Annotated in this window: 20 protein-coding genes; 5 read left to right on the top strand and 15 right to left on the bottom strand. The window is 61.9% G+C overall.

Going from position 1 to position 21,271, the window contains the following annotated elements:
- Window positions 1–14: 14 nt before the first annotated feature.
- Window positions 15–443 (top strand): OsmC family protein, encoded by a 429-nt coding sequence (locus NXC24_RS15440; protein ID WP_104824103.1) that lies wholly within the window; start codon window positions 15–17, stop codon window positions 441–443.
- Between the two features lie 22 nt (window positions 444–465).
- Here the strand turns inward: NXC24_RS15440 and NXC24_RS15435 are convergent, their stop codons facing one another.
- From NXC24_RS15435 to NXC24_RS15425, 3 genes are all read right to left on the bottom strand, one after another.
- The gene (locus NXC24_RS15435) at window positions 466–1,008 is read right to left on the bottom strand and encodes a hypothetical protein (protein WP_104824102.1); all 543 of its coding nucleotides are present in this window, start codon (window positions 1,006–1,008) and stop codon (window positions 466–468) included.
- Window positions 1,009–1,021: 13 nt separating this feature from the next.
- Window positions 1,022–2,359, bottom strand: a complete 1,338-nt coding sequence (locus NXC24_RS15430) for an LLM class flavin-dependent oxidoreductase (RefSeq protein ID WP_104825186.1) — start codon at window positions 2,357–2,359, stop codon at window positions 1,022–1,024.
- Between the two features lie 132 nt (window positions 2,360–2,491).
- Window positions 2,492–3,403, bottom strand: coding sequence for a LysR family transcriptional regulator (locus NXC24_RS15425; RefSeq protein ID WP_104824101.1), 912 nt, complete (start codon window positions 3,401–3,403; stop codon window positions 2,492–2,494).
- 124 nt (window positions 3,404–3,527) lie between these two features.
- Between NXC24_RS15425 and NXC24_RS15420 the strand changes: the two genes are divergently transcribed.
- The 3 genes from NXC24_RS15420 to NXC24_RS15410 all read left to right on the top strand — a co-directional run bounded on the left by NXC24_RS15420 (window position 3,528) and on the right by NXC24_RS15410 (window position 6,586).
- The gene (locus tag NXC24_RS15420) at window positions 3,528–4,268 is read left to right on the top strand and encodes an SDR family oxidoreductase (RefSeq protein ID WP_104824100.1); all 741 of its coding nucleotides are present in this window, start codon (window positions 3,528–3,530) and stop codon (window positions 4,266–4,268) included.
- Window positions 4,269–4,312: 44 nt separating this feature from the next.
- The gene (locus NXC24_RS15415; RefSeq protein ID WP_104824099.1) at window positions 4,313–5,215 is read left to right on the top strand and encodes an SDR family oxidoreductase; all 903 of its coding nucleotides are present in this window, start codon (window positions 4,313–4,315) and stop codon (window positions 5,213–5,215) included.
- 159 nt (window positions 5,216–5,374) lie between these two features.
- The gene (locus NXC24_RS15410; protein WP_104824098.1) at window positions 5,375–6,586 is read left to right on the top strand and encodes an adenylate/guanylate cyclase domain-containing protein; all 1,212 of its coding nucleotides are present in this window, start codon (window positions 5,375–5,377) and stop codon (window positions 6,584–6,586) included.
- A gap of 6 nt (window positions 6,587–6,592) precedes the next feature.
- Here the strand turns inward: NXC24_RS15410 and NXC24_RS15405 are convergent, their stop codons facing one another.
- Genes NXC24_RS15405 through NXC24_RS15370 form a run of 8 tightly spaced genes read right to left on the bottom strand, consistent with a single transcriptional unit; the run spans window position 6,593 to window position 15,730 of the window.
- Complete coding sequence (locus tag NXC24_RS15405; RefSeq protein ID WP_104824097.1) at window positions 6,593–8,560, bottom strand: 3-hydroxyacyl-CoA dehydrogenase NAD-binding domain-containing protein; 1,968 nt, start codon at window positions 8,558–8,560, stop codon at window positions 6,593–6,595.
- 12 nt (window positions 8,561–8,572) lie between these two features.
- Window positions 8,573–8,968 carry a RidA family protein gene (locus tag NXC24_RS15400; RefSeq protein WP_104824096.1) on the bottom strand — a complete coding sequence of 132 codons (396 nt, stop codon included), beginning with the start codon at window positions 8,966–8,968 and terminating at the stop codon, window positions 8,573–8,575.
- Window positions 8,946–9,377 carry a thioesterase family protein gene (locus tag NXC24_RS15395; RefSeq protein WP_104824095.1) on the bottom strand — a complete coding sequence of 144 codons (432 nt, stop codon included), beginning with the start codon at window positions 9,375–9,377 and terminating at the stop codon, window positions 8,946–8,948. The genes NXC24_RS15400 and NXC24_RS15395 overlap by 23 nt, the downstream gene beginning before the upstream one ends.
- 8 nt (window positions 9,378–9,385) lie before the next feature.
- Window positions 9,386–10,567 carry an acyl-CoA dehydrogenase gene (locus NXC24_RS15390; RefSeq protein WP_104825185.1) on the bottom strand — a complete coding sequence of 394 codons (1,182 nt, stop codon included), beginning with the start codon at window positions 10,565–10,567 and terminating at the stop codon, window positions 9,386–9,388.
- A 14-nt stretch (window positions 10,568–10,581) separates the two neighbouring features.
- Window positions 10,582–11,763: an acyl-CoA dehydrogenase family protein gene (locus tag NXC24_RS15385; protein ID WP_104824094.1), complete on the bottom strand. Its 1,182-nt coding sequence runs from the start codon at window positions 11,761–11,763 to the stop codon at window positions 10,582–10,584.
- A gap of 4 nt (window positions 11,764–11,767) precedes the next feature.
- Entirely contained in the window at window positions 11,768–12,619 is an 852-nt protein-coding gene (locus NXC24_RS15380) for an enoyl-CoA hydratase family protein (protein WP_104824093.1), read from the bottom strand.
- On the bottom strand, window positions 12,616–13,404 hold the full coding sequence (locus tag NXC24_RS15375) for an SDR family NAD(P)-dependent oxidoreductase (protein WP_104824092.1): 789 nt from the start codon (window positions 13,402–13,404) through the stop codon (window positions 12,616–12,618). The genes NXC24_RS15380 and NXC24_RS15375 overlap by 4 nt, the downstream gene beginning before the upstream one ends.
- A gap of 7 nt (window positions 13,405–13,411) precedes the next feature.
- On the bottom strand, window positions 13,412–15,730 hold the full coding sequence (locus NXC24_RS15370; protein WP_104824091.1) for a bifunctional salicylyl-CoA 5-hydroxylase/oxidoreductase: 2,319 nt from the start codon (window positions 15,728–15,730) through the stop codon (window positions 13,412–13,414).
- 301 nt (window positions 15,731–16,031) lie between these two features.
- On the opposite strand from NXC24_RS15370, the gene NXC24_RS15365 reads away from it, so the two are divergent.
- Window positions 16,032–17,642: an AMP-binding protein gene (locus tag NXC24_RS15365; RefSeq protein WP_104824090.1), complete on the top strand. Its 1,611-nt coding sequence runs from the start codon at window positions 16,032–16,034 to the stop codon at window positions 17,640–17,642.
- Between the two features lie 5 nt (window positions 17,643–17,647).
- Here the strand turns inward: NXC24_RS15365 and NXC24_RS15360 are convergent, their stop codons facing one another.
- Genes NXC24_RS15360 through NXC24_RS15345 form a run of 4 tightly spaced genes read right to left on the bottom strand, consistent with a single transcriptional unit; the run spans window position 17,648 to window position 21,252 of the window.
- Window positions 17,648–18,496, bottom strand: a complete 849-nt coding sequence (locus NXC24_RS15360) for an ATP-binding cassette domain-containing protein (protein WP_104824089.1) — start codon at window positions 18,494–18,496, stop codon at window positions 17,648–17,650.
- Complete coding sequence (locus tag NXC24_RS15355; protein ID WP_104824088.1) at window positions 18,493–19,365, bottom strand: ABC transporter ATP-binding protein; 873 nt, start codon at window positions 19,363–19,365, stop codon at window positions 18,493–18,495. The genes NXC24_RS15360 and NXC24_RS15355 overlap by 4 nt, the downstream gene beginning before the upstream one ends.
- Window positions 19,362–20,252, bottom strand: coding sequence for an ABC transporter permease (locus NXC24_RS15350; RefSeq protein ID WP_104824087.1), 891 nt, complete (start codon window positions 20,250–20,252; stop codon window positions 19,362–19,364). The genes NXC24_RS15355 and NXC24_RS15350 overlap by 4 nt, the downstream gene beginning before the upstream one ends.
- Window positions 20,245–21,252, bottom strand: a complete 1,008-nt coding sequence (locus NXC24_RS15345) for an ABC transporter permease (RefSeq protein WP_104824086.1) — start codon at window positions 21,250–21,252, stop codon at window positions 20,245–20,247. Before NXC24_RS15345 ends, NXC24_RS15350 begins: the two co-directional genes overlap by 8 nt.
- Window positions 21,253–21,271 lie beyond the last annotated feature (19 nt).

Here is a 21,271-nt window from a genome sequence, read left to right as displayed (position 1 = left end):
GAGGGATTTTCAAGATGGCCGAACTGAAGGTGAAGACGAGACAGACCGGCGCGACGGCGACGGTCGGCCGCACCGGCCTTCCGCATGTGACGACGGTGACAGGCGGTGAGATCGATATCGTCACCTCGCCGTCGCAGCCGGGCTTCAATCCGCTCGACCTGCTTTATTCCTCTTTGTCCGCCTGCCTCGTGCTCAGCGCCCGTATGGCTGCGAGCAGCCTCGGCGTGCTCGACAAGCTGACGGAGGTCACCGCCGTCGTGACTGGCGAAAAGGCGACGGAAGGGCTGACGCGCGTCGAAAAATTCAACATCGCCTTCACCATCAAGGGCGATTTCGGCGACGAGATTCGTAACGCCATCGCGCATGCCGCCGAGGACGAGATCTGCACGGTCAGCAATACGATCCGGGGGAATCCCAAGTTCGAGACGGTGATTTCGGGGTGAGATTGGATTGAATGGCTTTTCGTTACTTCGAGGGTAGCTCAAATCCCTCCAAATACGGCCCAAGCTCCGGATCGATATCCACCTTCACCACATTGTTGTAGATCGCGGTGGCGATCATGATGCCGGCGAAAGCGACGAGGTTTGCGAGCGTGGGTTCGTCATAACGCGCCTTCAGCCGGTCCCATAATTCTTCCGGCACGGCGTTGGAATCCCTGACGATGGCCTTGCCGAAATCGATCAATAATGCCTCGTCTTCGGTGGGTACGATGGTTTCCGGCGCCAGGCCGGCATTGATCAGCGCACGGCGGAAAAAGCCGACCGGGATGATCGAGCGGCTTTCCAGCGAAATCGCATGGCAGAAAAGCCAGACCGCGCGGTCGTCCAGCGCCGGGCGGAGCTCTTCGCGCAGCGTGAACCATTCGGCATAGATGCGGTGTGCCACCGGCGAATGCAGCAGCGTCCGCTTCATATTGGTCATGCGGCCGCGCAGTTGCACTTCGCGGTCATGTTCGGCGCGGACGGCGTCGGAGGCGGTATCGTAATCGATTGGTGTGATATGGCTCATCGGCTGTTGTCTTTCACTGCGCCGCTTTGGAGAAGAACCGGTTCTGCGGGCGCGGCAAGCCGAGATGATCACGCAATGTCGTGCCCTCGTATTCGCGACGGAAGATACCGCGGCGCTGCAGTTCCGGAACGACACGCGTGGTTACGTCCTGCAGGCCCTGCGGCAGGAAGGGGAAGACGACATTGAAGCCGTCGGAGCCTTCCTCGTGCAGCCATTGTTCCATCTCGTCGGCGATCGCCTGCGGCGTGCCGATGAAGGCGAGGCCGGCATAGCCGCCAAGGCGCTGGGCAAGCTGGCGCACGGTCAGCTTCTCCTCCTCCGCCAATGCAATGACGCGCTCGCGGCCACTCTTGCTGGCATTGGTTTCCGAGATTTTTGGCAGCGGGCCGTCAGGGTCGAAACCAGAGGCGTCGTGGCCCAGAGCGATCGACAGCGAGGCGATGGCGCTTTCGTAATGGACGAGGCTGTCGAGCTTGGCACGCTTGGCCTTCGCCTCCTCGACGGTATCGCCGACGACGATGAAGGCGGCAGGAAGGATTTTCAGGTGATCCGGGTTGCGGCCGATGCGCCGCATCCGGCCCTTGATGTCGGCGAAGATCGCCTTGCCGTCGGCGAGATTGCGAGGAGCGGCGAAAACCGCTTCCGCCGTTTCGGCGGCAAGCTGGCGGCCGGCATCCGATTGTCCGGCCTGGACGATCACCGGCCAGCCCTGCGGCGGGCGGGCAATGTTGAGCGGCCCGCGGACGCTCAGCTCCTCGCCCTTGTGGGCAAGCACATGCATCTTTTGCGGGTCGAAGAAGATGCCGCTTTCGGCATCACGGAGGAAAGCGTCGTCGGCGAAGCTGTCCCAGAGGCCGGTGACGACATCGTAGAATTCGCGGGCGCGGTGATAGCGCTCGCCATGCTCCATGTGCTCTTCAAGGCCGAAATTCAGCGCCGCGTCCGGATTGGATGTGGTGACGATATTCCAGCCGGCGCGACCGCCGCTGATATGGTCGAGAGAGGCGAAACGGCGGGCGATGTGATAGGGCTGGTCGAAGGTGGTGGAGGCCGTGGCGACAAGGCCGATCTTTTCGGTGACGGCGGCAAGCGCCGACAGCAGCGTGAAGGGCTCGAAGGAGGTCACGGTATGGCTGCGCTTCAACGCCTCGACGGGCATGTTCAGCACGGCGAGGTGATCGGCCATGAAGAAGGCATCGAATTTTGCCTGTTCCAGCGCCTGCGCAAAACTCTTGATGTGCTTGAAATTGAAATTCGCATCCGGATAGGAGCCGGGATAGCGCCATGCGCCCGTATGCAGGCTGACGGGGCGCATGAAGGCCCCAAGCTTCAGTTGCTTCTGTTCAGTCATGGGGTCCATCCCTCTCGAACATCACTGGTTCCTGGCGGCCTGGCGCCGGCGAGAATATCCCTTTCGACGTAGGAGCCCTGTCGGCGCATTCAAAGAGCCGATTTCATTTATTTGATCGGTTCGAGGGAATATTCATCCGACCCCGCTTTCCGTGTCGCTCTGTCTGGCAAAAACCTTGACGAGCCAGTCGATGAAGACGCGTACGCGTGGGGAGAGTTGGCGGCTGCGGGGATAGAGCATGGAGACGGGTGTCTTCGTGAGTGGAAAGTCCTTGAGGACATGAACCAGCTCGCCGGATTTCAAGGCATGTTCGGCGTGATAGCGCGGCACCTGGATCAGGCCCAGGCCGAGCTTGGCCGCTGAAAAATAACTTTCGGCGGCATTGACCGAGACCGTCGCGGGCAGGGTAATGCCGCGCACCGCCCCGTCGACGATGAATTCCAGCGGCAGCAATCCACCCGTCGCCGAGGAGCGGAAGCCGACCATGCGGTGGCCGTCGAGAGCTTCTGGATGCAGAGGCATGCCGAAGCGCTCGATATAGGCAGGCGCGGCCAGGGTGATTTCCTCCAGCAGGGCGACGCGGCGGGCGATCATGTCGCTGTCCTGTGGCGTGCCGACGCGCAGCACGCAATCGATGCCTTCGCGAACGAGGTCAACGAAGCGGTCGCCCTCGGTCATATAGAGCTCGATTTCCGGATAGGTCGCAAGGAAAGACGGCAGGTTCGGCAATACGAAATGCCGAGCCAGCGTGCCGTGCACATCGACGCGCAGGAGGCCCTTCGGCTTGGCGCCCGCAAAGGCACCCTCGGCATCTTCAATGTCGGATAGAATGCGCAGACAGCGTTGATAATAGGCCTCGCCATCCAGTGTCGGGCTGACATGCCGTGTCGTTCGCTGCAGCAGGCGAACGCCGAGCCGCGCCTCCAGTTGTTTGACGGCATCCGTAACGGTGGAGCGCGGCAGACCGGTGTCTTCGGCCGCCAGAGTGAAGCTGCGCCGCTCTACGACGCGGGAAAACACCCGCATGGCATCGAATCTGTCCATTTTTCTTTGTTCGGCAATTTCGGATAGTGATGCCGAATAATGGCTGATTATCCGTCGACTGAAAAGAGGCATCTTCCTCTCATCGAAACGCGCTGCGGCGCACTCACAGCAAAGGATGAAGACAATGACCAATAATTCCAACAAGGTAGCGATCGTTACCGGCGCGTCACGCGGCATCGGCGCCGCGATTGCGGAACGCCTCGCAAAGGACGGCTTCACCGTCGTCATCAACTACTCCGGCAGCGAAGCCGCCGCCGAGGAGCTGGCCCGCAAAATCGAGGAGAAGGGCGGTAAGGCGCTGACCGTCAAGGCCGATGTTTCCGATGCCGAAGCCGTGCGTCGCATGTTCGATGCCGCCGAAGCCGCTTTTGGTGGTGTCGACGTCCTCGTCAACAACGCCGGCATCATGCAGCTCGCCAAGATCGCCGATGCCGACGATGGCCATTTCGACCGGCATATCGCCATCAATCTGAAGGGCACGTTCAACACGCTGCGGGAAGCCGGCAAGCGTCTGCGCGACGGCGGCCGCATCATCAATCTTTCCACCAGCATCGTCGGGCTCAAGCTTGAGACTTACGGCGTCTACGCCGCCACCAAAGCCGCCGTCGAAACGCTGACCGGCATCATGTCCAAGGAAATGCGCGGCCGCTCGATCACCGTCAACGCCGTCGCCCCTGGCCCGACAGCTACCGACCTCTTCCTCAACGGCAAGAGCGATGAACTGATCGACCGCATGGCCAAGATGAACCCGCTGGAACGGTTGGGCACGCCGGAAGACATCGCCGCTGCCGTCTCCTTCCTCGCCGGTCCCGATGGCGCATGGATCAACGGCCAGACGTTGCGCGCCAACGGCGGCATGATCTGAGCCTCCCCCAGTCGCAGCATAGCCACCTCGAAAGGAACAGGATCATGAGCAAGCAAGTTATCGTCATCACCGGTGCATCGAGCGGCTTCGGCGCGCTCACTGCCCGTGCCCTCGCCAAGGCTGGCCACACCGTCTATGCCAGTATGCGCGAAACAGAAGGGCGCAATTCGCCGCGAGTGGCCGAGGTCGCCGCCTTCGCCAAGGAGAATGGCATGGACCTCAAGGCGGTCGAACTCGACGTCGCCTCGGATGCCTCCGTCGAAGCTGGTATCGCTAGGGTTATTGAGCAAGAAGGCCGTATCGACGTCATCATTCACAATGCCGGCCATATGTCCTTCGGTCCAGCGGAAGCCTTCACGCCGGAACAGTTCGCCCAGCTCTACGACATCAATGTCCTGAGCACTCAGCGCGTCAATCGTGCGGCACTTCCCCATCTGCGCAAGCAGGGCAAGGGCCTGGTGGTTTGGGTATCATCGTCCAGCGCCCGCGGCGGCACTCCGCCGTATCTTTCGCCCTATTTCGCCGCCAAGGCCGCCATGGATTCGCTTGCCGTCTCCTACGCCTCCGAACTGACCCGCTGGGGCATCGAGACCGCCATCATCGTACCCGGCGCCTTTACCAAGGGCACCAATCACTTTGCCCATTCCGGCGCCCCCGCCGACAAGGCTCGCGCAGCCGAATACGACAATGGTCCCTATGCCGGCGTTCCGGACCGCGCGCTGAGGGGTCTGGCTTCGCTGGAGCCCGCCGATGCGGATGCCGCCTCGGTCGCCACCGCCATCGTCGATGTCGTCAACATGCCCTTCGGGACGCGTCCGTTCCGCACCCATATCGATCCCTCTGAAGACGGCGCGGAAATCGTCAACGGCGTCGCCGACCGCGTCCGCGCCGAACTCTTCCGCCACATCGGATTGGAAGATCTGTTGAAGCCGCATGTGAAAGATTGAATCGGTCGTCCTGCTACACCATCTCAATGAGTCGAATCGCCGCCTCTGTGCCACAGGAGCGGCGATCGTTTGTTTTCTATTGGCCTATTTGCGTTGTGCGGCGTTCCAAGGCTGCCTATTTCGTATTAAACCGAATCTATTCTGGGTCGGGAGATATCCATGAACGATAAGGACATTGGCGAAATCGCCTCCTGGCTCATGCAGAGCGGCCTTAAGGGCATGGGGGAAGCCGACATCCTGGCAGGTTTCTGCGAGGGATGCCGCGAGCGTGGCCTCAATGTCGACCGAGCCATGGCGCTGATGGATACGCTGCACCCGGTCTATGAAGGCCGCGCCTTCCGCTGGGACGGCAACCAGGTGGTCGAACGCGAGTTCGAATATGGCCCGTCGCATCAGGGGATCGCCGCCGAGAACTGGCAGCGTTCCTCCTTCTATCATTTGCTGACGACAGGCGGGGACGAGGTGCGTCGCCGCATCGGCTTCGGCGACCCGATCGATTTCTTCGGACTCGATACGCTGAAGACCGATGGTCATACCGACTACCTCGCTCTGGTGCACCGGTTCGAGGAAGGGGGCACCATCGGCGAGATGGATTGTTTCTATTCTCATTTCGCCACCACCGCCGGAGTGGGTTTCCCTGACGAGGACCTGCGCGTTCTGCGCAAGCTTACACCCGCGCTGGCCTTGGCGATCAAATGCACCGCCATGGGACGCATTGCCCGCACCATCGCCGAGGTCTATCTGGGCGAAGATGCCGCTCGGCATGTCCTCGAAGGCAAGATCACACGCGGTAAGGCCGAGCGCATCTCGGCGGCGCTATGGTTCTCCGACCTCGCGAACTATACCCGCATTTCGGACACGGCCGAGCCCGACGAAATTATTCCGATGCTGAACGCGTATGCTGACGCCGTGATTTCCTCGATCCACGAAGCGGGCGGCAACGTGCTGAAACTGATCGGCGATGGCACGCTGGCGATCTTCAAGGCGCGCGATTCAGGCGATGCCTGCGCTGCGGCGCTGATGGCGGAATCGCTGCTGCGCCAGCGGCTGCGTGATCTCAATGCCCAGCGGCAGATTGAGGGCAGGCCGGTAACCGACGTCTATCTCGGCCTGCATATCGGCGATGTCTTCTACGGCAATATCGGCAGCATGGACCGGCTGGATTTCACCGTCATCGGCCCCGCCGTCAACGAGGTCAGCCGCATCGCCTCCATGTGCCGTTCGGCCGACCGCAACATCCTGATGTCGTCGAATTTCGTTGAGGCGCTGTCATCCAGCCAGAGCAACGATCTTGTCTCCGTCGGCCGCTATGCGCTACGCGGCGTCAACCGGCCGCAGGAGCTGTTCACGCTGCTCTCATCGGCGGCTTGATGATTTTCAGCGACGCCCAGCCGCGAACATCGGGCCGCCCTTGTGAGGCGGAAAGCCGTAGCCGTTGATCATCACCAGATCGATATCGCTGGCGCGGGCGGCGATCCCCTCGGCCAGGAGTGCATCGCCTTCATCCGCCATGGCCTTCAACAGCCGGGTGACGATCTCATCTGCGGTAAAGCTCTTTGGTGTTATGTCCTTTTCCGCGCGGGCGGCTTTGATCAGCGCCGTGACTTCGGCGTCCACCGTGCGCTTGCCATCCGGATAGCTGTACCAGCCGCGCCCAACCTTTTGGCCGAAGCGACCGGCTTCGCAGAGGCGATCGGCGATGACGACATAGCGGGCGGCGGGATCGCGCGTTGCCGCCTGGCGTTTGCGCCGCGCCCAGGCGATTTCGAGGCCGGCCATATCGTAGACGGCAAAGAGGCCCATGGGGAAGCCATAGACCTCCAGCGCCGCATCGATTTCATGCGGCAGCGCGCCGTCTTCGACCATGAATTCGGCCTCTCGGCGATAGGCGGAAAAAATGCGATTGCCGATGAAGCCTTCGGTGACGCCGCAGACGATGGGAAGTTTGCCAAGCCGCTTGGCGAAGGCCAGCGCGCTGGCGAGCACATCCGGCGCAGTCCTTTTGCAGTTCACGACCTCCAGCAGCCGCATGATGTTGGCGGGCGAGAAGAAGTGCAGGCCGACGACCCGCTCGGGATGGGCGGTTGCGGTGGCAATGGCATCAGGGTCGAGATAGCTTGTGTTGGTTGCAAGGATGGCGTCGGTGCGAAGGATACCGTCGAGGCGTTGGAAAAGCTCGGTCTTGACGGTCAGATCATCGAAGACGGCCTCGATGACCAGATCGGCTTGCGCGAGTTCTGCCGCATCGGCGGCGACCGTCAGCCGGCTCAGGCGATCGTCCCGGCCTGCGGTATCGAGGCGGCCTGATTGCACGGCCTTGTCGAGGATGCCGGCTATGCGCTCACGGCCCTTGTCTGCAGCTTCGCGGGTTTGCTCGATACCGATGACGCCATAGCCGGCGTTCAGCGCGGCCACCGCAATGCCGGACCCCATCAGGCCGGTACCGACGATACCTACGGTTTTGATTTTGCGCGGCGAGACCTTTTCCAGGCCGTCGACCTTGCCGGCGGCGCGTTCCGCAAAGAAGACGTGGCGTAGCGCCGCTGCCTCATCGCTATCGCGAAGGGTGACGAACGTGCGGCGTTCCTCGGCGAGCCCTTCCGCCAGCGATGTCGTCGCGGCTATGCGAATAAGACGGACGGCTTCGGCGGGCGCTCGCTGACCACGCGCCTTGCGAAGCGCTTCCGCGGCCGCTTTGTCGATGGCTTCCTGAGAGCCTGGCGGGACGGGCAATGTACCGGTACGTCTCAAAGGGACATCGGCTGCGCTTCTGGCGCTGACAATAGCTGAGTCGATCAGCGAGTTTTCGATCAGGCTATCGATGATACCGAGCTTGTCCGCTTCATTGGCCAAGACAATGCGGCCGTTGGCGATCAGTTCGATGGCTGCGACGGTGCCGATCAGGCGTGGCAGGCGTTGCGTACCGCCGGCACCGGGAACGATGCCGAGCTTGACTTCCGGCAGGCCGATTTTCGCGGAAGGGCTGGCAATACGCTCATGGCAGGCAAGCGCCACTTCCAGGCCGCCCCCCAAGGCTGCACCGTTGATGGCGGCGACAACGGGTTTGGCAAACTTTTCGACGCGGGCGATAACCAGCGGCAGCAGCGGCTCGATCGGCGGCTTGCCGAACTCCTTGATGTCGGCGCCGCCGATGAAGGTGTTTCCGGTCCCCGTCAATATGACGGCAACGACTGCACTATCCTTTTCGGCATGATCGAGTGCCGCCATCAAACCGGCGCGGACATCGGCCGAGAGCGCGTTGACGGGCGGATTGTCGATGGTGACGACGAGAACGTCATCGGTCAGCGTCGCCGAAACAGTATCCGAAAAGCGCGATGCCGACATGGTGAGCCCACCCTATTCCGGAATAACGGCGGTCGCCTGGATCTCGATCTTGGCGCGGTCCTCTACGAGGGCGACGACCTGCACGGCGGCCATGGCCGGAAAATGCCGGCCGATGATCTCGCGATAGACCTGGCCGATGCCCTTGAGATTGGCGAGATATTCGCTCTTGTCCGTGAAATACCAGGTCATCGAGGTGATGTGCTGCGGCTTGGCGCCGCCCTCGGCGAGAATGGCGACGACATTCTTCAGCGTCTGGCGCACCTGCTCGACGAAATCGTCGCTCTCGAATTCGCAAGCGGCGTTCCAGCCGACCTGTCCGCCGACGAACACCATGCGACCGGTCGCCGCCATGCCATTGGCATAGCCGATCGGCTTGGCCCAGCCTTCAGGTTGCAGGATGGTGTGCATCGGTCATCTCCAGATGAGAGGTCAGCGCAGCGCGGATATCGTCCGGCCACGCAAGCGATTGATGAGTGTCGAGGGAGGTGGAAACGACACGATGGCGGGCGGTCCATAGGACTTGACCATTCGCCGAAACCTGATGTTCCAGATCGAGCGAGGAACGACCGATGCCGCGCACCGCCACCATGAAATCAAGCTCATCGCCCTGAAAGCCAGGGCGCACGAAGGTCAAGTCGAGCCGTACGGTCGGCACGCCGATGCGGCGGTCGTTGACCAGCGCCTTCCAGGGAAAACCCAACGAGCCGAAAAAATCCTCCAGCACCCCGACGAGGATGTTCAGATACGACGGGAAATAGGCGATCCCCGAGGGATCGCAGTCTCCGAAGCGCAGGGGTCTGGTGGTTTTGAATGCCAAGGCCGGCCTCAGTTCGAAAAAGCGGCGATGCCGGTGATGGCACGGCCGAGGATGAGGGCGTGGATGTCGTGCGTGCCTTCGTAGGTGTTGACGACTTCGAGGTTGACGAGATGGCGGGCGATACCGAACTCGTCGGAAATGCCGTTGCCGCCGAGCATGTCGCGGGCGGCGCGGGCGATCTCGAGCGCCTTGCCACAGCTATTGCGCTTCAGGATCGAGGTTAGCTCCACCGGCGGATGGCCGTCTTCCTTCAAGCGGCCGAGCCTCAGGCAACCCTGCAGGCCGAGGGTGATCTCGGTCACCATGTCGGCAAGCTTCTTCTGGATGAGCTGGTTGGCAGCGAGCGGCCGGCCGAACTGTTTGCGGTCGAGCACATATTGCCGCGCCTTGGCGTAGCAATCCTCGGCCGCGCCGAGAGCGCCCCACGCAATGCCGAAGCGGGCCGAGTTCAGGCAGGTGAAGGGGCCTTTGAGGCCGGAAACGTTCGGCAGCAGGTTTTCTTCCGGCACGAAGACGTTGTCCATGACGACTTCGCCGGTGATGGAGGCGCGCAGGCCCACCTTGCCGTGGATTGCGGGGGCTGACAGGCCCTTCCAGCTCTTTTCCAGGATGAAGCCTCTGATAACGCCGTCTTCAGTCTTGGCCCAGACGACGAAGACGTCGGCGATCGGTGCATTAGAAATCCAGGTCTTGGCACCGGTCAGGCTATAGCCGCCATCGACCTTTTTGGCGCGGGTCACCATCGAGCCGGGATCGGAGCCGTGGTTAGGTTCCGTGAGGCCGAAGCAGCCGATCCATTCGCCGGTGGCGAGCTTCGGCAGATACTTCTGCTTCTGTTCTTCTGAACCGAAGGCATTGATCGGCACCATGACGAGCGAGGATTGCACGCTCATCATCGAGCGGTAGCCGCTGTCGACGCGCTCGACCTCACGGGCGATCAGGCCATAGGCGACATAGCCAAGGCCGGCGCCGCCGTGCTCCGGCGCGATCGTCGGACCGAGCAGGCCGAGTTCGCCCATTTCACGGAAGATCGACGGGTCGGTCTTCTCATGGCGGAAGGCTTCGAGGACGCGGGGCGCCAGTTTCTCCTGCGCGTAGGAATGTGCGGTATCAAGCACCATGCGTTCATCGTCGCTCAACTGCTCCGTCAGCCGGAACGGGTCGGCCCAGTCGAAAATCTCGCGGCTCATGCTCTCAATCTCCATCAATTTGTCTTCAGAAGTTCGCGCGCAACGATCAGTTTCTGAACCTCCGTCGCACCTTCGTAAATACGAAGTGCGCGTATCTCCCGATAGAGTTTTTCCGTTATTTCTCCTGCCTTGACGCCGCGTCCGCCGAAAAGCTGGACGGCGCGGTCGATGACGGCTTGCGCGGTTTCCGTGGCCGCCATCTTGGCCATGGCCGCCTCGCGCGTCGTCGGCAGATGCTGCACGTCGCGACGCCAGGCCGCCCGATAGGTGAGCAAGGCCGCCGCGTCGATGCCGGTCGCCATATCGCCGAGGGCTGCTTGCGTCAACTGAAGGTCGCCGAGCGTCGCGCCGAACATCGGTCGCGTGCGGACATGCGCCAGCGATTCATCCAGCGCCCGCCGCGCAAAGCCAAGGCTGGCGGCGGCAACGGAGGCGCGAAAGATATCGAGCGTGCGCATGGCAATCTTGAAGCCTTCGCCCGGCGCGCCGAGACGCCGCGAGGCGGGAATGCGGCAATTCTCGAACCGGATCGTCGCCAGCGGATGCGGCGCGATCACTTCGATGCGTTCGGCGATCGAGAAGCCCGGATCGTCAGCGAAGATAACGAAGGCGGAAATGCCGCGCGTGCCCGGCGCCTCGCCGGTGCGGGCAAACACGGTGTAGACGTCGGCGATGCCACCATTGGAGATCCAGGTCTTTTCACCGTCGAGGACATAGTGATCGCCATCGACGCGGGCCGCACAGCTCATCGCCGCAACATCCGAGCCGGCATCCTTTTCCGACAATGCGAAGGCGGAAAGCCAGTCGCCGGCGCGAACTTTCGGGAGCACGGCGGCACGCAGTTCCGGTGAGCCGGAAAGGCCGATTGCGCTGGTGCCGAGGCCCTGCATGGCGAAGGCGAAATCGGCAAGACCATCGTGCCATGCGAGCGTTTCGCGGGCGAGGCAGACGAGGCGGCAATCGATCAGCGGATCACTATCTGAGGTGCCGGTTGCTGCCGCGAGGAGGCCGGCACTGCCAAGCGCCTTGACCAGCTTGCGGCAAGCGCCGTCGACATCCCTGTGGTCGATGGCGGCCATAACCGGAGATTTGGCGAAAGCGTCCACTTCAGCCGCGAATTCACCGTGGCGTTCATCGAAGAACGGCCAATCCAGATGATCCCGGTTCGGACCGGAGAGGCTTGATATCGCGGACATCGCCTCAATTCCCCTGGAATTCAGGCTTGCGCTTGGCGGCGAAGGCCTCGAAGGCGCGGCGGAAATCCTGAGTTGCCATGCAAACCGCTTGGGCTTGCGCCTCGGATTCGATCATCTCGTCGATACCCATTGCCCATTCCTGGTTCAGCATGGTCTTGGTCATGCCATGGGCGAACCATGGCCCATCGGCCAGCGAGCGGGCGCGCTTGACGGCTTCCTGCTCCAGATCGGCGCTCACATGCAGGCTGTTGTAAAAACCCCAGGCATGGCCCTCAGCCGATGTCATCGAGCGGCCGGTGAACAGCAGTTCGGCGGCACGGCCTTGGCCGATGATGCGGGGAAGGATGCCGCATGCGCCCATATCGGCGCCGGCGAGGCCGACGCGGGTGAAGAGGAAAGCCGTCTTGGCTTCGAACGTCGCCAAGCGCAAGTCGGAGGCCATGGCGAGGATGGCACCGGCACCGGCGCAGATACCGTCGACGGCGGAAATGATCGGCTGAGGGCACTTGCGCATGGCCTTCACCAGATCGCCGGTCATGCGGGTGAAGGCGAGAAGCTCGGGCATCGCCATGCGGGTCAGCGGCTCGATGATCTCGAAGACATCGCCGCCGGAAGAGAAATTGCCGCCCGCTCCGGTCAACACCACGGCGCGTATATCCGATGCATAGGTGAGATCACGGAAGAGATCGCGCAGCTCGGCATAGCTGTCGAAGGTCAGCGGGTTTTTACGTTCCGGCCGGTTCAGCCGGATCGTAGCGACGCGGCCGTCATCGCTGACCTCCCAGAGGAAATGTTGCGGCTTGTAATCTTTGAAGGGCTTGAGATGGCCCTGCATCGTCATGTCCCGATCGCTCATCCCGCTAAAACCTCCCCACCGGCAACCGCGATTGCCTGTCCATTGATCGATGCCGCCGCCGGCGATGCCAGCCATAGAACGGTGTCCGCAACCTCCTCGGGTTTGACGAGCCGTCCCTGCGGATTGGATTTGGTGAATTCCGTAAGCGCCTGTTCCGCCGTGCGTCCCGTCTTGGCGGCGATGGTGGCGATCGAGCGTTCGATGATCGGTGTATCGGTGAAACCGGGGCAGACGGCATTGACGGTGATGCCAGTCTTTGCAAGCTCCAGCGCCAGTGACCGCGTCAGGCCGACGACGCCGTGCTTGGCGGCAACATAGGCGGATACGTAGCCGTAGCCGGTCAGGCCCGCCGTCGAGGCAATGTTGATGATGCGCGCGCCGGCGCCATGCGCTTTGAGGTCCGGTAGGGCGGCCTGCGTCACCAGGAAAACGCCGGTGAGATCGACCGTCAGGACGTGGTTCCACATATCCAGGCTGGTTTTTTCGAAAGGCGCAGTCGGTGCTTCGCCGGCATTGTTGACGAGAATATCGACAGGACCGAATTTTTCGCGCGCAATGTTCAGCCCACTCGCGATCGCTTCGACGCTGGTGACGTCGAAACCGTCGACGACGATGGCATTCGCGCCGATCTCGGCGGCGACGACCTCCAGCGGTTCCTTTCTTCGCCCAGCAAGCGTCACGCGTGCGCCCTCCGCCGCGAGCGCCCGCGCGATCGCCGCGCCGATGCCGCTCCCGGCGCCGGTGACGAGGGCGTGACGGTTCGCGAGTTTGCCAGACGTCGTCATGCGTGCCTCACTTCGCCGGCGCGGTGGCGGCCGCGCGGGCAAGATTGGTTTCGTATTGCGTCTTGCCGGAGAGATATTGCTTCGGCCAGGGGATCGAGGTCAGGCCGATCTTGGCGGCTTCGTGCAGCGACCAGGCGGGATCGGCCAGATGCGCACGGGCGACGGCGCAGAGATCGGCGCGGCCGGCCGCGATGATCGAATTTGCGTGGTCGGCCTCCGAGATCGCGCCGACGGCAATGGTCGGAATGCCGATTTCATTGCGGATCTTGTCGGAGAACGGCGTCTGGAACAGGCGGCCATAGACCGGCTTTTCCTCCTTCGACACCTGACCGGATGAGCAATCGATCAGGTCGGCACCGGCATTCTTGAACATGGCCGCAAAAATTGCCGCATCTTCCGGCGTGTTGCCGCCATCGGTCCAGTCATGGCAGGAAAGACGGACGGACATGGGCTTGTCCTCCGGCCAAATTGCACGCATGGCCCGGAAGATTTCGAGGGGGTAACGGGCGCGGTTTTCATGGCTGCCGCCATATTCATCTTCCCGCAGATTGGTGAGCGGCGACAGGAAGCTCGACAGGAGATAGCCGTGGGCGCAGTGCAGCTCCAGCCAGTCAGCGCCGGTGGTGATCGCTAGCTCCGTCGCGCGGACGAAATCGGCCTTGACGCGATCCATGTCGGCACGGTCCATGGCCTTCGGTGTCTGACTGTTCTTGAGGTAGGGGACAGCGGAGGCTGAGATCAGCGGCCATTCGCCTTCGGCGACCGGCTGATCGATCCCTTCCCAAGCCACTTTCGTTGCGCCTTTACGGCCGGCATGGCCGAGCTGGATGCCGATTTTGGCGGCGCTGTTTGAATGCACGAAATCGACAAGCCGCTTCCATTGTGCCGCCTGTTCTTCGTTCCAGAGGCCAAGGCAGCCGGGGGTGATGCGGGCATCCGGCGTGACGCAGGTCATTTCCGCAAAAACGAGGCCGGCGCCGCCGAGCGCCCGCGAACCGAGATGGATGATGTGAAAATCGTTCATGACGCCGTTTTCCGCCGAATACATCGCCATCGGCGAGACGACGATACGGTTGATGAGCGTCACGTCGCGTAGCTGATAGGGCGTGAACATCGGTGGCAGGCAGCGGTCGTTGCCGACGGCAAGGCCCGATTTCCTGGCGAACCAACGCTCGTAGCCCTCCAGCCAGCTCTTATCCCGCAGTCGCAGATTCTCGTGGCTGATGCGCTGGGAGCGGGTCAGCATCGAATACATGAACTGCTCGGGTTCGAGCGTGTCGGCATAGCGCCGTCCGACCACTTCGAACCATTCCATCGCGTTGCGCGCCGCATTCTGGATGCGGGCGACGTCGACGTGGCGGATCTCCTCATAGGTTTCGAGAACAGCCGGTATCTTGTCCCTGCTGTGCCCGTGAATCTGGAATTGCCGGGTCAGCTCGATGGCGTCGTCAATCGCAAGTTTGGTGCCGGAGCCGATGGCGAAATGGGCGGTGTGGGCGGCGTCGCCCATTAGCACGACATGCGAATTGCCGTTGAAATGACTCCACTTGCCGCAGATCAGCCGGCTGAAGTTCAGCCAGGCCGAGCCGCGGATATGGCGGGCATTGGTCATCAGCGACGCGCCGTCGAGCACTTCGGAAAACAGATTTTCGCAGAAGGCGATCGAGCCGTCCTGCTCCATCTTGTCGAGACCGTGGGCGAGATAGGCTTCCTCGGTGGTTTCGACGATGAAGGTCGAGGTCTTGTCGTCGAATTTGTAGATATGCGCCTGGAACCAGCCATGCTCGCTCTTGCGGAAATCGAAGGTGAAGGCGTCGAAGAGCTTGTTGGTGCCGAGCCAGATATAGCGGTTCGGACGGGTGATCATGTCCGGCTGGAAAACGTCGGGATAGTGGTTGCGGATCTTCGAGTTCAGGCCGTCCGAACCAATGATCAGATCGGCGTCGGGGAAATCGAGGTCGGAGGTGACCTCCGTTTCGAAGATCAGCTCGACGCCCAGCGCTTCGCAGCGTTTCTGCAGGATATTCAACAGCTTCTTGCGGCCGATGCCGACGAAGCCGTGGCCGGAGGTGCGCTGGCGCGTGCCCTTGAACCAGACCTCGATATCGTCCCAATGATTGAAGGCGTCCTCGATTTCGGTGGCGCTTTCCGGATCCCATTCGCGCATCGACACCATGGTGGCATCGGAGAAGACGACGCCCCAGCCAAAGGTGTCGTAAGGACGGTTGCGCTCGACGACCTTGATCGAATGTTCGGGATGCAGCTTCTTCATCAGAAGCCCGAAATAGAGCCCCGCGGGTCCGCCGCCGATACAGACGATTTGCATCGCTTATCCCTCCTGTGACGCCGAAGTCGGGTCACTCGAATTATTTAAGTTTAAAATATCTTGTCGCCATCATTCGTCAAGAGTTGTCTTGCGGGATTTCCCGCACGAAATCCGATCCCGACGGTGCAATAAGATCGAAATATGCTTTGGAATCAATGCTCATTAGAAATTATTTTAGGCTTAAAATTTCTTGCTTGAACATTTGTGTCTTCGGTGCAATCATTTTCGACAATGCCGCACGCGCTGCCGGGAGATTGGGTGTTGGGTGGCAATTGGGTCGAGAGGAATGCGGGAGCGAACCATGCTTGGACCGACCGGTCATGCCGATACATTCACGCGGGACAACCTGCCGCCGGCGGGGGAATGGCCGGAGCTGTTGCTGGATGGTTTCGACTATCCCGACTGGTTGAATGCGGGTGTCGAGCTCAGCGACCGCATGGTCGAGCGCGGCTTCGGCGATCACGTCGCGCTGATCGGCAACGGCCGCCGGCGTACCTACAAGGAACTGGCGGACTGGACCAATCGCATCGCTCATGCGCTCGTCGAGAATTTCGGTATCAAGCCCGGCAATCGCGTTCTGATCCGCTCGGGCAACAATCCGGCGATGATTGCCTGCTGGCTGGCGGTGACTAAGGTCGGCGCTGTCGCGGTCAACACCATGCCGATGCTGAGAGCAGGCGAACTCTCGAAGATCATCGATAAGGCGGAAATCTTCTTCGCTCTCTGCGACACGAGGTTGCTGGAAGAACTCGTTGCGGCGGCGAAGGATAGCCGGTTTCTGAAGCAGGTCGTCGGCTTCGACGGCACCGCCAATCACGATGCCGAGCTTGACCGTATCGCGCTCAACAAACCGGTGCGTTTCGAGGCGGCAAGGACAGGGCGGGACGATGTCGCACTGCTCGGTTTCACCTCGGGGTCGACGGGCGTTCCCAAGGCCACCATGCATTTCCATCGGGACATCCTTATCATCGCCGATGCCTATGCCAAAGAAGTCCTGCAGGTCACGCCAGAGGATGTTTTCATCGGCTCGCCGCCGATCGCCTTTACCTTCGGGCTTGGGGGTCTCGTCGTGTTCCCGTTGCGGTTCGGAGCGTCGACGGCGCTTCTCGAAAACGCCTCGCCGAAGAATATGATCGAGATTATTCAGGAATATGGCGCGACGATCAGCTTTACCGCGCCGACCGCCTATCGCGCCATGCTGACGGCGATGGAGGACGGGGCGGACCTTTCCTCCCTCCGCATTGCGGTTTCCGCCGGCGAGACGCTGCCGGGGCCGATCTTCGAAGAATGGACGCGAAAGACCGGAAAGCCGATCCTCGACGGTATCGGCTCGACCGAGTTGCTGCATATTTTCATTTCCAACCGGGTCGACGACGCCAAGCCCAACTGCACCGGCAAGCCGCTTGCCGGCTATGAGACGCGCGTCGTCGATGATGACATGAACGAAGTTCCGCGCGGCACGATCGGCAAGCTCGCGGTTCGCGGCCCGATCGGGTGCCGCTATCTCGCCGACGACCGGCAGGCCAATTATGTCAGGGATGGCTGGAACCTGACCGGCGACAGCTTCATCGAGGATGAAGACGGCTATTTCCATTTCGCCGCACGCTCCGACGATATTATTCTTTCCGCCGGCTATAATATCGCCGGGCCGGAAGTGGAGGCGGCACTTCTATCGCATGCCGACGTGCTGGAATGCGCCGTCATCGGTAAGCCGGACGAAGATCGTGGCCATATCGTTCAGGCACATGTGGTATTGATGCCCGGCATCGCCGGCTCGGATTTGCTGGTGAAGACGCTGCAGAATCACGTCAAAGCAGTGATCGCGCCCTACAAATATCCACGGTCGATCGTCTTCGTGGACGCTTTACCGAAAACGGAATCGGGCAAGATCCAGCGCTTCCGACTTAAATAGCTGGCTTACGCCGCATCCTCCTGCGCGGTTGCGCGGCCGAGCCAGGTCGGGTCGATCTCCGGCAATGGTATGGCGTCGAGCAGCATGCGGGTGTAGCCAGAGGCTGGCGCCGCAAAGACACGTTCGCAATCTCCTTCCTCTACGACGCGGCCGCGGCGCATCACATAGACGCGATCGCAAACAGCGCGAATGACGGAGAGGTCGTGGCTGATAAAGGCCATGGACAGGCCGAGGTCGCGGGAAAGCTCCTTCAGCAAATTCAGCACCTGCGCCTGCGTCGAGACATCGAGGCCTGAGACGATTTCGTCGGCAAGCACGAAATCCGGCTCGAGCAGGGCGGCGCGGGCGATCCCGATGCGCTGACGCTGGCCCCCGGAAAGTTCATGCGGATTGCGGTCGAGACAGGCATGCGGCAGCGTCACCCGGTCGAGGATCGCCGCGACGCGGCGTTCGGCGGCCTGCCGGTCGGTTGCCAGTCCATGCAGCAGCAGCGGTTCAACCAGGATACGGCGGATCGTATGGCGCGGATTGAGCGACGCCATCGGGTCCTGGAAGATCATCTGCATGCGCCGGCGCAGCGGCCGCATCTCGGCATCCGGCATATGGGTGATGTCCTTGCCGTCGAAATGGATCCTGCCGGCGGAGGGGTCGACCAGCCGCAGCAGCGCCCGACCGAGCGTCGTCTTGCCGGAACCGCTTTCGCCGACGATACCGACGGTCTCGCCGCGGCGGATATCGATATCGACGCTGTGCAGCACCTTGTTGCCGCTGTCACCCGGGCCGAACAGATGGCGTTTGGCGCCGTAGATGACGTCGAGGCCTTTTGCGGAAAGGAGGATGTCGGATTGACTCATCTTCCGCCCTCCCGAATGCCGATCTCACGGCGCAATTGTTCGAAGACCGCTTGCGGCACCGGCGTCAGCCCGGCATCGGGCCGATCATAGCGCGGGCCGGCGGCGATGAGGGATTTCGTATAGACGTGTTGCGGATTGCCGAGCACATCGGCGGTGCGGCCTTCCTCGATGACCTTGCCGGCATAGAGCAAGGTGACAGTATCGCAGATCTGTGCGACGACACCGAGATCATGGGTGACGAAGATGACGGCGGTGCCGTGTGCCTCCTGCAGGCCACGGATCAGCCGCAGGATCTGTTTCTGCACCGTGACATCGAGGGCCGTAGTCGGCTCGTCGGCGACCACCAATTTCGGCTCCAGCGCGAAGGCGGCGGCGATCAATATGCGCTGGCGCATGCCGCCGGAAAGTTCGTGCGGATAGGCGCGCAACACGCGTTCGGGATCGCGGATATGCACCTCCTCCAGCAACTTTAGAGCCTTCAGCCTGGCATCGCGCGAAGACAGGCCGCGCTTCAGCCGCAAGCCGTCGGTCAGTTGTGCCTCGATGCGGCGGCCGGGATTGAGGGCGGTTTGCGGGTCCTGCGGGATCAGGGAAATCTCGTTGCCCATGATGTCGCGAAGGTCCCTCGCTGGCAGCTTCAGCAGATCGCGGCTTTCGAACAGAATGGAGCCATGGGTAACGCGCACGGTGCGCGGCAGGATGCCGAGCAGGGCCTTGGCGATCGTGGATTTGCCGGCACCGCTTTCGCCGACGAGGCCGCGGACTTCGCCGCGCTCCAATGTCAGCGAGACATTGCGCAGGATCGGTGCGCCGCCGTCGCGGTCGGAGATGGCGTTCAAGCCGGTGATGGAGAGGAGCGGTTCGGTCATCGGCGCATGACCGGATCAAGGGCGCGGCGCAGGCCGTCGCCGAGCTGGTTGAAGGCCAGCACCGTGGCAAAGAGGGCAATGAGCGGCACGACGAGCACCCACCAGCCGTCATAGATGATCTGCCTCCCTTGGGCGATCATGCCACCCCAGGTAGGCGTGTCTGACGAAACCGACAGGCCGACGAAGGAAAGGATGGCCTCGACGATGACGGCGATGCCCATCTCCAGGCTGACGAGGGCGATCAGCACCGGCGCGACATTCGGCAGGATTTCGCTGAACAGGATTTTTGCGCGCGAGAAGCCGATCGTGCGAGCGGCGGTGACATAGTCCATCTGTGCCTGAGCCTGGGTTTCTGAGCGTATGACGCGGCAGAAGCGCGTCCAGTCGATGATGACGATGGCAGCGATGACCGAATGCACGCCGGAGCCGAAGACCGCGACCAAGAGGATCGATAGCAACACCGGCGGAAAGGCCATCCAGATATCGACGAGGCGGGAAATCACCTTGTCGATCCAGCCGCCATACCAGCCGGCGACGAGGCCGAGCAGCGTGCCGATTAGGGCTGCCAAGCCCGCCGCAACGAAAGCGACGGTAAGGGCGACGCGCGAACCGAAGATGGCACGAGACAGCACGTCGCGGCCGAGATCGTCCGTGCCAAGGAGAAAGCCCGGATCGGAGCCATTGAGCCAAACGGGCGGCAGGGTGCCGGACATCAGATCCTGCTCCAGCGGGTCTTTCGGCGCGATATAGGGCGCGAAGATCGCAAGGATGATCAGGATCAGGATGAAGCCGCCGCCGAAGATCACCTTCGGTTCCGACAGCAGCGCGCGCAGCCGCATGGCGGTGCGCGACGGTTTGGGGGAGGCAGTCGCGGCGACATCAGCCATGGGCGAGCCTCGGATTGAACGCAGCCACCAACAGGTCGACGGCCAGATTGATGAGAATGAAGAGGGCGCCGAAGACCAGCACAAGACCTTGGATCAGCGGCAGGTCGCGATTGATGACGGCGTCGATCGCCATATTGCCGATGCCGGGATAGGCGAAGATGCGCTCGACGATGACGGTGCCGCCGATCAGGAAGGTGAATTGCACGCCGGTGAGTGCGATCGTCGGGCCAACAGCGTTGCGGAGCGCTTCTTGCAGCACCAGGCGCAGGTTCGACATGCCTTTGAGTTTGGCGAGCAGGATATAGTCCTGCACCATTGCCTCCGAGAGCGTTGCCTTCAGCACGCGGGCGATAATGGCGGCGAGCGGCAGGCCGAGCGCCAGCACCGGCATGACCATATGGGACGCGATATCGGCTGATATCTGGAAGCGGAAAGTCACCAGGCTTTCGATGAGATAGAAAGGTGTCGCGAATTGCGCATCGATACTCGGATCGATGCGGCCGGAGAGCGGGAAAAGCGGAAAGAGGACGCCGAGGACCAGCACGAGGGCGAGTGCCCAGACGAAATCCGGCACGGCGAGAAAGAGCCCGTTGAGGCTGTCGATGACGGGTTCCAGCGGCGTGCGCCGGACAAGTGTGCCTGTTATCGCCACGGCGCCGCCCAAGAGAACAGCAAGGATGAGGGCTGCAAAAGCAAGTTCCAGCGTCGCCGGCAGGCGTTCGCCGAGCAAGGAGAGAACGTCACGCTTCAAGGAGATCGAGGTGCCGAAATCGCCCGTCAGAACCGATTTCAGCCAGATGCCGAATTGCACCGGTAGGCTGGCGTCGAGGCCGTAATGGGCACGCAGGGCGGCGATATCGGCGGGACTTGCCCCCGGCGATATCATCATCGCAATCGGATCGCCCGGAACGACGCGCAGCAGTACGAAGACGATCAACGCCACGCCAAATAGCGTAGCTGCGGCCATGAGCAGGCGATTGAGAATGGAGACTGCTATCATGTGTTCAGGATTCCGATGG

The organism is Rhizobium sp. NXC24 (assembly GCF_002944315.1).
Lineage (GTDB): Bacteria > Pseudomonadota > Alphaproteobacteria > Rhizobiales > Rhizobiaceae > Rhizobium.
The sequence above is the reverse complement of the archived record's forward strand: the minus strand, read 5'-3'. Positions and strand labels throughout refer to the sequence as shown.